Source organism: Streptococcus suis (assembly GCF_017601095.1).
Lineage (GTDB): Bacteria > Bacillota > Bacilli > Lactobacillales > Streptococcaceae > Streptococcus > Streptococcus suis_Z.
Map to the genome: position 1 here is coordinate 17,478 of NZ_JAGFUX010000004.1, position 14,055 is coordinate 31,532.

The window sequence follows — 14,055 nt, forward strand, 5'->3', positions numbered from 1 at the left end:
TGGCCTCCTAGAGTTTTACCTTGTCGGATTCGTGGTTGATAATCTTGCTGAGGAATTGCTTGGCACGAGGCTCAGTTGGATTATCGAAGAAATCATTGACATCTGTTGTATCGACTAAGACCTCTCCTTCAGCCATGAAGATGATACGGTCAGCTACTTCACGGGCAAAGCCCATTTCGTGGGTTACGACAATCATGTTCATCCCATCGCGTGCTAATTTTTGCATAACAGCCAGTACATCACCAATGGTTTCTGGGTCCAGAGCAGATGTTGGCTCATCGAAGAGAAGAAGCTCAGGTTTCATAGCTAAGCCGCGAGCGATGGCAACTCGTTGTTTTTGTCCACCAGAAAGCATGGCAGGGTATGAATCCTTGCGGTCCCAAAGGTTTACAAATTCAAGATATTTTTGGGCTGTTTTTTCAGCAGTTGCCTTATCAATTCCCAAGACTTTGATTGGAGCCAAAGTGACATTTTCTAACACTGTCTTGTGTGGATAGAGGTTGAAGTGTTGGAAAACCATGCCGACTTCTTTGCGAAGGTCTACTAATTCTTTGATAGAAGTAGATGAGATATCGTGGCCATTTACCACTAGGCTTCCCTCATCAATCGCTTCTAAACCATTGATGGTACGGATAAGGGTTGATTTTCCAGAGCCAGATGGTCCAAGTAAAACAACGACCTGTCCTTTTTCAAAAGAAAGATTGATATTGCGGAGGGCATGATAGTCTCCGTAGTATTTATTGACGTTTTTAAATTCAACTAAGGCCATAGTATTCTCCTGTCCTTTTAATAAGTATGCCTCATCTTATCATTGGACCAAATGAATGTCAAGTATTTTCAGAAAATTTAATGTTATTCATGTAATAAAATATGACATAAACTTGTAAAGTGTCAACCGTAAAGGTTTTTGGTATAATAGTAAAAAAGTATGCAAAGGTGTTAACATGAAAAAAATACTAGTTGTTGATGATGAGAGACCGATCTCAGATATTATCAAGTTTAACATGACCAGAGAGGGCTATGAAGTCGTGACGGCCTTCGATGGGAAAGAAGCTTTGGAACGATTTGAAGCAGAATTTCCAGATATTGTGATTTTGGATTTGATGTTGCCTGAAATTGATGGGCTAGAAGTGGCACGTACAATTCGTAAGACCAGCAATGTGCCGATTTTGATGTTGTCGGCTAAGGACAGTGAATTTGATAAGGTTATCGGATTGGAAATCGGGGCAGATGATTATGTGACCAAGCCATTTTCAAATCGTGAATTGCAGGCGCGTGTCAAGGCTCTATTGCGCCGTAGTGAATTGTCTGAGACCCAAGTCGATAGCGACAACCAAGGGACTCCTGAAATTGTCATTGGTGATTTGGTCATTGTACCAGATGCCTTTGTTGCCAAAAAGCACGGGAAAGAGTTGGAATTGACTCACCGTGAGTTTGAGCTACTGCACCATCTGGCTAATCATTTGGGACAGGTGATGACACGGGAACACTTGCTTGAAACGGTCTGGGGCTATGATTACTTCGGAGATGTTCGTACAGTCGATGTGACAGTCCGTCGTCTGCGTGAAAAAATTGAAGACCTACCAAGCCGGCCAGAATACATTTTGACCCGCCGTGGTGTAGGTTACTATATAAAAGGAAATGATTAATCAATTACGTTATCTGATCACAACGGCAGAATTTTGGTTCATTGTGATCATCATCGGCTTTGTCATCGCCTTGACAGTGCTGCTTTTGGAAAACCACAAGGACAATCGGCAAATTAAACTCCTCAATGCAAAGGTTCAGTCTTTGATTTCTGGTGACTACTCAGAAGTCCTGGATTTAAGAGGAAGCCCTGAAATCACTGATATGACCAATTCCTTGAATGATCTGTCAGAAGTGATTCGCCTGACCCAGGATAACCTAACCCAAGAAAAAACACGACTTTCTTCTATCCTATCCTATATGAGCGATGGGGTGATGGCAACGGATCGCTCGGGGCGGGTCATTATGATCAATGATATGGCCCAAAAGCAACTGGGGCTGTCGGCAAAATCAGGGGAAAATGCCAGTCTGATTGAGATTTTAGAATTGGGTGACAAGTATAGCTTCCGAGAACTCTTGGCCCAAACGCCTGAGGTTGTTTTGGAGCATGCAAATGAAAATGGGGAATTTTTGACCCTTCGTGCTAATTTTGCGACAATTCGGAGTGAGAGTGGCTTGATTTCTGGCTTGGTTGTGGTCTTACACGACATGACAGAGCAGGCCAAGGAAGAACGAGAACGACGCCTCTTTGTATCCAATGTCAGTCATGAACTGCGAACGCCTCTTACCTCGGTTAAGTCCTATCTGGAGGCGCTTGATGAAGGGGCTTTGACAGAGGCGGTTGCCCCAAGTTTTGTCAAAGTGTCTTTGGAAGAAACCAACCGCATGATGCGAATGATCTCAGACCTCTTGAGTTTATCGCGTATTGATAACCAGGTGGGAACCATGGATGTGGAGTTGATAAATTTTACAGCCTTTGTGACCTTTATTCTCAACCGTTTTGATCAAATGAAAAGTCAATCAACCGATAAGGAGTATAGCATTGTCCGTGATTATCAGATTACACCGATTTGGGTTGAGATTGATACAGATAAAATGACCCAGGTAATCGACAATATCTTAAACAATGCCATCAAGTATTCGCCAGACGGGGGCAAGATTACCTTCAGCATGAAGACAACCGACTCTCAGTTGATTGTGTCAATTTCCGATGAAGGTCTAGGCATTCCTAAGGCAGATTTGCCTCGGATCTTTGATCGCTTTTATCGAGTTGACAAGGCTCGCTCTCGGGCTCAGGGCGGTACTGGTTTAGGATTGGCGATTGCTAAAGAAATTATCAAACAGCACCAGGGCTTTATCTGGGCCAAGAGTGAATATGGTCATGGTTCGACCTTTACCATCGTCTTGCCTTATAGCAAGGATATCAGCTTTGATGACTGGGATGAAGCAACTGAGGAAGAATAGGAGATTATGATAGGACAGGGATTTAACTACAGTATATTAGCCTCTGGCTCGAGCGGTAATTGCTTCTATCTGGAAACGGATAAGAAAAAACTCTTGGTCGATGCAGGGCTTTCGGGGAAAAAAATCACTAGCCTTTTGGCAGAAATTGATCGCAAACCAGAGGATTTAGATGCCATCTTCGTGACGCACGAACACAGCGACCACATCCATGGTATCGGTGTCCTAGCTCGAAAATACGGTCTGGATATCTATGCCAACAAGGAGACTTGGCAGGCAATGGAGTCCAAATTGGGGAAAATCGATGTTGCCCAGAAGCATATCTTCGAACTCGGTACCATGAAGACTTTTGGTGATCTGGATATCCAGTCTTTTGGCGTTAGCCACGATGCGGCCAATCCCCAGTTTTACCGTTTTATTAAGGATAACAAATCCTTTGTCCTTTTGACAGACACAGGTTATGTCAGTGACAGAATGGTTGGCTTGGTAGAAAATGCGGATGCTTACTTGATTGAATCTAATCATGACATTGAGATCCTGCGTTCGGGTTCTTACTCTTGGAATCTTAAGCAACGGATTTTATCTGACAAGGGCCACCTGTGTAACGAAGATGGGGCAGATGCTATGCTTCGTTCTTTGGGTAATAAAACCAAGAAAATTTACCTTGGCCATCTTTCCAAGGAAAACAATATCAAGGAGTTGGCCCACATGACCATGGTCAATCAGTTGGCGCAGGCTGATTTAGGGGTGGGCACAGACTTCCATGTGTTTGACACTTCTCCAGATACCGCGACAGCTTTAACCAAAATTTAAAAAGCAAGATCTCAGTTGAGGTCTTCTTTTTTGTAAGTTTAGGGAATATTTTTCGGAATGCAAGTGATGAGGAAATAGAAAAATCAGTCTTCCTTGTGTTATAATTAAAATTGTACTTTTCTAGAATGAGGTAAGAGTTTGGCGAAGAAAAAACAGGACAATAAGCGGGATGACCAAGTTATCCCAAATCGCTTGAATATCCTTTTTGCAACGGTTATTTTGTTATTTATGGTTTTGATTGGTCGTTTGGCAGATATGCAGTTGGTCAACAAGGATTACTACGCAAGTAAATTGGCCAGTGCTAGTCAAAAAGTGATTACAACTAGCTCTGTTCGGGGGCAAATCTATGATGCCAAAGGCCAAGCCTTGGTTGAAAATGAAATGAAACAGGTGGCATCTTTTACCCGTTCCAATACTATGACGGCCTTGGAAATGCGGACAGTTGCACAAAAATTACTGGAGTATGTTTCGGTATCGGATGTTCAGGTATCAGAACGAGACAAGGCAGATTATTATTTGGCGGATCCAGAGATTTACCGTCAAGTGGTTGCAGCCTTGCCCTCAGATCAGCGCTACGATACGGATGGTAACAATCTTAGCGAGTCTGTGATTTACTCCAATGCAGCTGCGAGTCTTGACAAGGATTTACTTCAGTACTCTGATGAAGAATTAAAGGCAGTTGAACTCTATTCACAGATGAATGGAGCCTCCTTTTTTGAGACGGTTAACTTGGTAACGGATGCCCTGTCGGCAGAACAAGTGGCTCTAATTGCAGCTCACGAAGAACAATTATCTGGGATTTCTACCACAACCAGTTGGGAACGGATTATTCTTGGAACTACCTTGGCTTCGATCATCGGAACAGTAACCAGTCAACAGGCAGGACTTCCCCAGGAAGATGCGGCGGAGTATTTGGCAAAAGGCTATTCACTCAACGATCGTGTCGGTACAGCTTACTTGGAAAAGCAGTATGAAGAAGTCTTGCAAGGGACCAGAGAAAAGAAAGAAATCAATCTGGACCGAAATGGCAATGTCGAAAGTATTGAAACGATACAGGAAGGAAGCAAGGGTAACAATATTAAGTTGACCATTGATTTGGCTTTCCAAGATGGTGTCAATGCCATATTGAAGAAATACTTTGAAAGTGAGTTATCAACCGGAAGCGCACTCTATTCAGATGGTGTATATGCTGTAGCTTTAGAACCGACTACTGGTGCAGTGCTGGCCATGTCGGGTTATAAACATGAAAAGGGGACAAGTAGTATTACCGAGGATGCTCTTGGAACTATCACAAGCGTCTTTACACCAGGTTCTATTGTCAAGGGTGCAACTATTTCATCTGGTTGGGAGAATGGCATTATCTCAGGAAATCAGGTATTATTAGATGAACCGATTTATTTTGCAGGTTCTGCTCCAATAACGTCTTGGTATGGTGCTTATGGTAGTATGAATCTGGATGTTACACAGGCGTTAGAATATTCTTCAAACGCTTACATGGTAAAAATTGCTTTGGGGTTATTAGGTCAAACCTATTCGCCAAATATGTTTTTGAACGATGGAGATGCATTGACAAATGCGATGACAAAACTTCGTTCTACTTTTGCGGAATATGGATTAGGTGCTCCAACAGGAATTGACTTACCACTTGAATCAACAGGTTTCTTACCAGAAGAATATTCCACCGCAAACTTTATTATGAATGCATTTGGACAGTTTGATAACTATACACCGATGCAGATGGCTCAATATGTAGCGACAGTAGCAAATAATGGAAAAAGGATTTCTCCTCATCTTGTAGAAGGTATCTATGGAAATAATCCCCAAGGTGGATTGGGAGATTTGATTGAAACAGTTTCTGGTAAAGAGATGAATCAAGTCAATATTTCAGCTGATGAAATGGCTCTCCTTCGTCAAGGATTTTATCAAGTTGTAAATGGAGGCGGAAGTTTTAATACAGGAAATGCAATTGGCTATGGTGCAACGGTTTCGATTAGTGCAAAAACTGGTACCGCCGAGTCATTCGCGACAACTCCATCGGGTGACGTTGTAACTGCAATCAATACAAATATTGTTGCCTACGCACCAAGTGACAATCCTCAAATTGCAGTAGCAGTTATTTTTCCTAATTTGACAAACTTGAGTTCAACAACCACTATGTCTATTACGAATGAAATAATAAATTTATACAATTCACTTTATCCAATGAATTAAGGAGGCTTATGCTCTACCCAACTCCCATAGCTAAATTGATTGACAGTTATTCGAAACTACCAGGAATCGGTATTAAAACAGCTACACGTCTAGCCTTTTATACCATCGGTATGGAAGATGATGTGGTCAACGAATTTGCTAAAAATCTCCTGGCGGCTAAAAGAGATTTGACCTATTGTTCCATTTGCGGCAATCTGACAGACCAGGACCCTTGCGGTATTTGTCAAGATACCAGCCGTGACCAGTCGACCATTTTAATTGTAGAAGACAGTCGAGATGTGACAGCCTTGGAAAATATCCAAGAATACCACGGTCTTTACCATGTCTTGCATGGCTTGATTTCCCCGATGAATGGCATTGGACCAGACGATATTAACTTAAAGACCTTGCTAACTCGTTTGATGGAAAATGAAGTGACAGAAGTCATTGTAGCGACCAATGCGACAGCAGATGGTGAAGCGACATCCATGTACATCTCACGTGTCCTAAAGCCAGCAGGTATCAAGGTTACTCGCCTGGCAAGAGGATTGGCAGTCGGAAGTGACATTGAATACGCGGATGAAGTTACCCTCCTGCGTGCCATCGAGAACAGGACAGAATTATAGTATATTAGTCCTCGTTCTGCCGATCAGATAAAAACTATGTTATACTTAGCATAGATGTTTTCGAATTAGAAAAGGAAAAAATATGTCAAAAGAAACACTGATTTTACTTTATGGTGGCCGTTCAGCAGAACGCGAAGTGTCGGTTTTATCGGCTGAAAGTGTTATGCGTGCGGTTAACTATGATAAATTTTTAGTAAAAACCTACTTCATCACTCAGACTGGCGATTTTATCAAGACCCAAGAATTTTCTCAAACACCGTCAGCTGATGAAAAACTGATGACCAATGCGGCGATTATTGTAGAACAGAAGGTTCGTCCGAGTGATATTTATGAAGAAAATGCGGTTGTCTTCCCTGTCCTCCACGGTCCAATGGGTGAAGACGGCTCTATCCAAGGCTTCTTGGAAGTGCTTCGTATGCCTTATGTTGGCACTAATATCTTGTCTTCCAGTCTTGCTATGGACAAAATCACTACCAAGCGTGTTTTGGAATCTGCTGGCATTGCCCAAGTGCCCTATGTGGCAGTGATTGAGGGGGAGCCGATTGACGCCAAGATCGCAGAAATTGAAGAAAAGTTGACTTATCCGGTCTTTGTAAAGCCGGCTAATATGGGTTCCAGCGTTGGTATCTCTAAAGCGGAGGACCTAGAGGAACTTCAGGCAGCTCTTGACCTCGCCTTCAAGTATGACAGCCGCGTTCTAGTTGAGCAGGGTGTTGTTGCCCGTGAGATTGAGGTCGGTCTTTTGGGAAATGCTGACGTGAAAACCACGCTTCCAGGTGAAGTAGTCAAAGACGTTGCTTTTTATGACTACGATGCCAAATACATCGATAACAAAATCACCATGGAAATCCCAGCTAAGATTGACGAGTCTATTATGGATACCATGCGTGACAATGCTGCCAAGGCCTTCCGTGCCATCGGTGGCTGTGGTCTTTCTCGCTGTGACTTCTTCCTGACAGAAGACGGCGACATCTTCCTCAATGAGCTCAACACCATGCCAGGATTTACCCAGTGGTCCATGTATCCACTCCTTTGGGATAATATGGGCTTGGCCTATCCAGATTTGATTGAAGAGCTGGTTCGACTGGCTAAGGAAATGTTTGAAAAACGCGAAAGTCATTTGATTTAATGAAAATGAAAAGATTGGAAATTTTCCAATCTTTTTCTAGTTCATTTTCTTGCAAAGGTTTGCAAAAAGGAATAGAATGAGAACAAGTATGTGGAGGTAAGTATGTATCAAACGACAGTAAAAGGAGTAGGCTTGTTTCAGGCTCTTTCTCAAGGTTATGGAGACCCAGTTCGGACCTTTGGGGTTACCGATCAGGGAGAAACGCCTGTCAGTCTGGTCAATATCAGCTTGGCTGCCTGTGTTACCATGTGTGTGCAAGGCTATTATGCCAGCCAAGAAGGCAATAAGACCATGCCTGTTCACGTTTCTTGTCAGCTAGACGACAGAACATTTGAACTGCAAATAGGCCTAGCTGAGCAGGTTTCTGCAGAAAAGCAGGAGGCAATTTTATCCTATGTAGAGCAGAAGTGCAAGGTAAAAGCTCTTTTGAGTGATGACATTGGTTATGACGTGGATTTTTACCTGTTAGAAGAGGAGAAAATATGTTTTTAGCAATTGAAGAAATGCGGCAAAACAAGTTGCGTTACGGTTTGATATTGGGACTTTTAGTCCTGATTTCCTATCTGGTCTTTTTCTTGACAGGTTTGGCTTACGGGCTCATGCAGGAAAATCGTACCGCTGTTGACAAGTGGCAGGCAGACTATGTTTTGCTCAACTCAGAAAGTAACCGCCTACTCAGCACTTCTAAATTTGATGCCAGCCTAGTTGACCAAGTTCAAGCAGACCAAAAGGCACTCATCCGCCAACAAGCTGGAGTGGCTTGGGTAGAAGAAAATGCCAGCTCTGACGACAAGGAAAAAGTCAATATTTTTGGTGTTGAGGCAGGTAGTTTCTTGGAGCCCAACATCGTAGAAGGTCGCCTCTATGAAGAAAAAGGAGAAGTAGTGGTTGACCAAACTTTATCAGAAGTAGAGGGATTTGGTCTAGGTGATAAGATCTACTTGTCAGGAACAGACCAGCAGGTGACCATTGTCGGCTATACGGAAAATGCTTACTTTGGAGTGGCACCTCTTGTCTATATGACCTTTGAAGACTTCTTGGCTATCATGCAGGCCAGCGGCCAGCAAACAGGCAACCTAGCCAGTGCTATTGTGGTGCGTGGTCAGGTGACAGAAGTACCAGATAGCTTGGAATCCGTTGCCATTGCAGACTTTATCGAAAATCTGCCGGGCTATAAGGCTCAAAACATGACCTTTGGCTTTATGATTGGCTTCTTGATTGCCATTTCTGCTATTGTCATCGGGATTTTCATCTATGTCCTGACGACACAGAAGTCAGCCATTTTTGGTTTGATGAAGATTCAGGGTTTATCCAATACCTACATTTCTGGTTCTGTTTTTGCCCAAACCTTCCTCTTATCAGGGATCGGCACAGGCTTGGGACTTTTGGGTACCTATCTGTCCTCACTGGTGTTGCCAACAGCGGTGCCTTTTGAGAATAACTGGACCTTCTATCTGGTCATCAGCCTTGGTTTGATTTTCTTTGCGGTTCTCGGAGCTAGTTTCTCCGTTCGCTCGATTTTCAAGGTTGACCCATTGAAGAATTTGGCTTAGGAGGGGACGATGAAAACTTTATCTTTTGAAAATATTAGCAAGACCTTCCAAGACGGAAGTCAGACCATTACAGCTTTGAAGCCGACGAATTTCTCGATTGAAGAGGGGGAGTTTGTGGCTATTATTGGACCTTCTGGGTCTGGTAAATCCACCTTTTTAACCTTGGCAGGTGGTTTGCAGACACCTACAGCTGGAACGGTCCGTATCAACCAGTCCGACTACTCTAACTTGCCTGAGAAAAAACGGGCCCAGCTCCGCTATCGCGACATCGGCTTCGTCCTTCAATCCTCAAATCTGATCCCGTTTTTAACGGTTGAGAAGCAGTTGGAGCTAGTCGATCGGGTCAATAAGAAAACCAATAAGGAAAAACGTCAGCAACTCTTGTCAGAGCTGGGTGTGGAGCACCTGAAAAACAAGTTTCCTAAAGATTTGTCAGGTGGGGAGCGGCAGCGGGTTGCCATTGCCCGTGCACTTTATAACGATCCAGCTTTGATTCTAGCTGATGAACCAACAGCCAGTCTAGACAGTAATCGCGCTTTTGAAGTGGTTGAGTTATTAGCTAAGGAAGCCAAAGAACGGAACAAATCCATTATCATGGTAACACATGACCAGCGCATGATTGAAAAATGCGACAAGGTATATGAGATGAAAGATGGTGTCCTCACTCAAGTTCGATAAAAAATGGTATAATGGGAGCGGGAAAGAACTCGAAAGGTCAAAAATAGAGTTCGTTTTCCCGCCCCCGCACAGTTGATTAGGACAGATTTGGAGTGTAAAACACGAACAAATCTGCCAATCAACTACTGCGCTGAGATGTTGACGCAAATTTTGAGAAGCGGTGTGGGGGTGAAACTAGCCTTTAGTTTATTGGAGAAAACAATGAAATTAACCCTACACGAAGTCGCTCAGGTCTTGGGCGCAAAAAATGATATTAGTCTTTATCCCGATAGAGCCCTTAACAAGGTGGAGTTTGACAGTCGCTTGATTACAGAAGGGGATCTTTTTGTTCCCCTCAAAGGTGCGCGTGACGGTCATGACTTTATTCCTGTTGCTTTTGAAAATGGCTGTGCAGTAACCCTTTCGGAAGTCAGCCTTGATGTTCCCCACATCCTAGTAGATGACTGCTTGGCTGCGCTTCAACAATTAGCGGCCTACTACCTAGAGAAAACAGGGGTAGAAGTCATTGCTGTGACAGGATCAAACGGTAAAACGACCACCAAGGACATGATTCACGATGTTCTGGCGACGACTTACAAGACTTACAAGACACAAGGCAACTACAACAACGAAATTGGTCTGCCTTACACAGTCCTCCATATGCCAGATGATACGGAAAAACTGGTCTTGGAAATGGGGCAAGACCACTTGGGTGACATTCATCTCCTATCTGAAATTGCCAAACCAAGTCTGTCTGTTATTACCCTTTTTGGTGAAGCCCATTTGGAATTTTTCGGCTCACGAGAAGAGATTGCCAAAGGAAAATTACAGATTGCAGATGGAATGGAGCCAGGTAGTAAACTCTTAATCCCAGCAGATCCGATTGCGGATAAGCTCTTGCCGAGCCATGTAGAACTCATTCGCTTCGGTGAGCAGGCTGATTTGCAGGTGACTAGTCTGGTCGAGTCCAAGGAGAGCCTGACCTTCACAGTCAACTTTATGGACGGCGACATTTTCCTCCCAGTAACGGGCAAGTACAATGCCACCAATGCCATGGTAGCAAGCTATGTGGGTAAGACCTTGGATGTGCCTGATGAGGCAATTAAGTCAGCCCTAGCTGGTCTGAACTTGACCCGCAACCGCACCGAGTGGAAGAAGGCAGCAAACGGAGCAGATATTCTCAGCGATGTCTACAACGCCAATCCAACGGCCATGCGCTTGATTTTGGAAACCTTCTCTAGCATTCCAGCCAATGAAAGCGGCAAGAAAATCGCCGTTTTGGCAGACATGAAAGAACTGGGTAGTCAGTCCGTCGATCTCCACAATCAGATGATTCTGAGCCTGTCGCCTGATCTGCTAGACACCGTCATTTTCTACGGTCAGGATATTGAAGGCTTGTCCCAGCTAGCTAGTCAGATGTTCCCGATTGGTAAGGTTTATTTCTTTAGGAAAAATGCGGAGCAGGATCAGTTTGAAGACTTGATTAAACAGGTTCAGTCAGTTTTAGGGGCCAATGATCAAATTCTGTTCAAGGGTTCTAACTCAATGCAGCTAGCTAAAGTCCTTGATATTTTAGAATGTGAGAAATGAGAGTGACACCTCTCATTTTTTGTTATCCTTGTCAATTATTGACTAATTTGATATACTAATTAAATAGTAGCTAGGAGGGACAATATGACAGAATTCTTTACCAATCATATTTCACAAGGTCCTGATTTATCGAGTTTTGAGCAAATGGGCTTCATTTTACTTTTGCTATGTTTCCTATTTCTAAGTTTGAAATTCTATCAGAAAAGATGGTTTATAAGCTTGTTTTACATTCTTCTAGCCATTCAAGTTGTTAGTCTATATACCTGGCATATCGTACAGTCTATTCCTTTGTATGAAAGTCTTCCCTTTTATCATTGTCGTCTGGCTATTTTGGTTCTTTTGTTTGGAAAACCAGGAGCAATCAAGCGTTATTTTGCTTATTTAGGGCTGTTTGGCTCAGTACTGGCATTTTTACATCCAGTATTTGACCCATACCCTTTTCCTCATCTTACTTTTTTCACCTATGTGGTTGGACATTATGCTTTGGCTGTCAATGCCTTGGTATATTTGCTGGGTGAGCAGTCCTTTGAAAAACTTTCTCTGAAACAGATTCTTTCTTGGACATTGCTGATGAATAGTGTGATTTTTATGGTCAATGTATTTACAGGAGGAAACTATGGTTTTCTAAGTCACTTGCCCCTAGTCAATAGCCAGATAGCTAGTCTGAACTTTATTGTTGTAAACTTGGGTTTGGTGCTAGCTATTGAAATGACCCAAGAGGCTTTTCTATCTTATTGGAAGAAACATGAAGGTTTTATCTTACAAGAATGACCTTCCAAGTGTTTGAAAAATTCCATTATTTCCGATATAATAAGAGAGTTGCAGTAGGTGCTCTCTTTTTTTGTACTCTTTTGATTTGGTAGGCAAAAGAAGAAGTCAGCTCTGCTATGGACCAAAGAAAAAGGAATAACTATCATGTCACTACAAGAAGAAATTAAGAAACGCCGCACCTTTGCGATTATCTCTCACCCGGACGCGGGTAAGACCACCATTACCGAGCAGTTGCTCTACTTTGGGGGCGAGATTCGCGAGGCTGGGACGGTCAAGGGGAAAAAGACTGGTAACTTTGCCAAGTCTGACTGGATGGATATCGAGAAGCAGCGTGGTATCTCTGTTACCTCGTCTGTTATGCAGTTTGACTACGCGGGCAAGCGGGTCAATATCCTAGATACACCAGGGCACGAGGACTTCTCTGAGGATACCTATCGGACCTTGATGGCGGTGGATGCGGCTGTCATGGTGGTGGACTCTGCCAAGGGTATCGAGGCCCAGACCAAAAAGCTCTTTGAGGTTGTTAAGCACCGCAACATTCCTGTTTTCACTTTTATCAACAAGTTGGACCGTGACGGTCGTGAGCCACTTGATTTGTTGCAAGAGTTGGAAGAAGTCTTGGGCATCGCCAGCTATCCAATGAACTGGCCAATCGGTATGGGGAAATCCTTCGAGGGACTCTATGACCTCCATAACAAACGCTTGGAACTCTACCGTAGTGATGAGCGTTTTGCAAGCTTGGACGAGGGTGACAAGCTCTTTGGTTCTAACCCCTTTTATGCACAAGTTCTGGATGATATTGAACTTCTGGCGGAAGCTGGGAATGAATTTTCAGAGCAGGCGATTTTGGACGGCGATTTGACACCTGTTTTCTTTGGCTCAGCCCTGACAAACTTTGGTGTGCAGACCTTCCTGGACACCTTCTTGGAATTTGCTCCAGAGCCACATGGTCACAAGACAACGACAGGGGATGTCATTGACCCGCTCAATAAAGATTTTTCAGGCTTTGTCTTCAAAATCCAAGCCAACATGGACCCTCGTCACCGCGACCGCATTGCCTTTGTCCGTGTGGTTTCGGGCGAATTTGAACGCGGTATGGCGGTTAACCTGCCTCGTACAGGCAAGGGGGCTAAGTTGTCCAACGTGACCCAGTTCATGGCAGAAAGCCGTGAGAATGTGGAAAATGCAGTTGCGGGGGATATTATCGGGGTTTACGATACAGGAACCTATCAGGTAGGAGATACCCTGACCGTAGGCAAGAACAAGTTTGAATTCGAGCCGCTACCGACTTTCACACCTGAAATTTTCATGAAAGTTTCTGCCAAAAACGTCATGAAACAAAAATCCTTCCACAAGGGAATCGAGCAACTGGTCCAAGAAGGTGCTATCCAGCTCTACAAGAACTACCAGACAGGCGAGTATATGCTGGGGGCTGTTGGTCAGCTCCAGTTTGAAGTTTTCAAACACCGCATGGAAGGTGAGTACAATGCTGAGGTAGTTATGACCCCAATGGGCAAAAAGACTGTTCGTTGGATCAAGCCAGAAGACCTGGATGAACGCATGTCTTCAAGCCGCAATATCCTAGCCAAAGACCGCTTTGATCAACCAGTCTTCCTCTTTGAAAACGACTTTGCCCTCCGCTGGTTCGCGGACAAGTATCCGGACGTGGAGTTGGAAGAGAAGATGTGAGAGTAGTGCAGAAATCGGTAGTTTGCTTTGCAAACTCGATTTCGTCGCA

At 43.7% G+C, this 14,055-nt stretch carries 13 protein-coding genes; 12 read left to right on the forward strand and 1 reads right to left on the reverse strand.

Going from position 1 to position 14,055, the window contains the following annotated elements:
* Positions 1–7: 7 nt before the first annotated feature.
* The gene (locus J5566_RS04290) at positions 8–769 is read right to left on the reverse strand and encodes an amino acid ABC transporter ATP-binding protein (RefSeq protein ID WP_208562237.1); all 762 of its coding nucleotides are present in this window, start codon (positions 767–769) and stop codon (positions 8–10) included.
* Positions 770–944: 175 nt separating this feature from the next.
* On the opposite strand from J5566_RS04290, the gene yycF reads away from it, so the two are divergent.
* The 12 genes from yycF to J5566_RS04350 all read left to right on the forward strand — a co-directional run bounded on the left by yycF (position 945) and on the right by J5566_RS04350 (position 14,006).
* Positions 945–1,649 (forward strand): response regulator YycF, encoded by a 705-nt coding sequence (yycF, locus tag J5566_RS04295; protein WP_202848347.1) that lies wholly within the window; start codon positions 945–947, stop codon positions 1,647–1,649.
* Entirely contained in the window at positions 1,642–2,991 is a 1,350-nt protein-coding gene (vicK, locus tag J5566_RS04300) for a cell wall metabolism sensor histidine kinase VicK (RefSeq protein ID WP_208562238.1), read from the forward strand. The genes yycF and vicK overlap by 8 nt, the downstream gene beginning before the upstream one ends.
* A 6-nt stretch (positions 2,992–2,997) precedes the next feature.
* On the forward strand, positions 2,998–3,801 hold the full coding sequence (locus J5566_RS04305; protein WP_208562239.1) for an MBL fold metallo-hydrolase: 804 nt from the start codon (positions 2,998–3,000) through the stop codon (positions 3,799–3,801).
* Positions 3,802–3,939: 138 nt separating this feature from the next.
* Complete coding sequence (gene pbp2b, locus J5566_RS04310) at positions 3,940–6,012, forward strand: penicillin-binding protein PBP2B (protein ID WP_208562240.1); 2,073 nt, start codon at positions 3,940–3,942, stop codon at positions 6,010–6,012.
* Between the two features lie 8 nt (positions 6,013–6,020).
* On the forward strand, positions 6,021–6,617 hold the full coding sequence (recR, locus tag J5566_RS04315) for a recombination mediator RecR (protein WP_014637682.1): 597 nt from the start codon (positions 6,021–6,023) through the stop codon (positions 6,615–6,617).
* An 82-nt stretch (positions 6,618–6,699) separates the two neighbouring features.
* Entirely contained in the window at positions 6,700–7,746 is a 1,047-nt protein-coding gene (locus tag J5566_RS04320; protein WP_208562241.1) for a D-alanine--D-alanine ligase, read from the forward strand.
* Between the two features lie 102 nt (positions 7,747–7,848).
* Complete coding sequence (locus tag J5566_RS04325) at positions 7,849–8,238, forward strand: OsmC family protein (RefSeq protein ID WP_208562242.1); 390 nt, start codon at positions 7,849–7,851, stop codon at positions 8,236–8,238.
* Positions 8,229–9,299: an ABC transporter permease gene (locus J5566_RS04330; protein ID WP_208562243.1), complete on the forward strand. Its 1,071-nt coding sequence runs from the start codon at positions 8,229–8,231 to the stop codon at positions 9,297–9,299. The genes J5566_RS04325 and J5566_RS04330 overlap by 10 nt, the downstream gene beginning before the upstream one ends.
* A 9-nt stretch (positions 9,300–9,308) precedes the next feature.
* Positions 9,309–9,977, forward strand: a complete 669-nt coding sequence (locus J5566_RS04335; protein WP_208562244.1) for an ABC transporter ATP-binding protein — start codon at positions 9,309–9,311, stop codon at positions 9,975–9,977.
* A gap of 201 nt (positions 9,978–10,178) precedes the next feature.
* Positions 10,179–11,546, forward strand: coding sequence for a UDP-N-acetylmuramoyl-tripeptide--D-alanyl-D-alanine ligase (locus J5566_RS04340; protein ID WP_208562245.1), 1,368 nt, complete (start codon positions 10,179–10,181; stop codon positions 11,544–11,546).
* Between the two features lie 84 nt (positions 11,547–11,630).
* Positions 11,631–12,317 carry a TIGR02206 family membrane protein gene (locus tag J5566_RS04345; RefSeq protein WP_208562246.1) on the forward strand — a complete coding sequence of 229 codons (687 nt, stop codon included), beginning with the start codon at positions 11,631–11,633 and terminating at the stop codon, positions 12,315–12,317.
* A gap of 144 nt (positions 12,318–12,461) precedes the next feature.
* Positions 12,462–14,006 (forward strand): peptide chain release factor 3, encoded by a 1,545-nt coding sequence (locus J5566_RS04350; RefSeq protein ID WP_105107860.1) that lies wholly within the window; start codon positions 12,462–12,464, stop codon positions 14,004–14,006.
* Positions 14,007–14,055 lie beyond the last annotated feature (49 nt).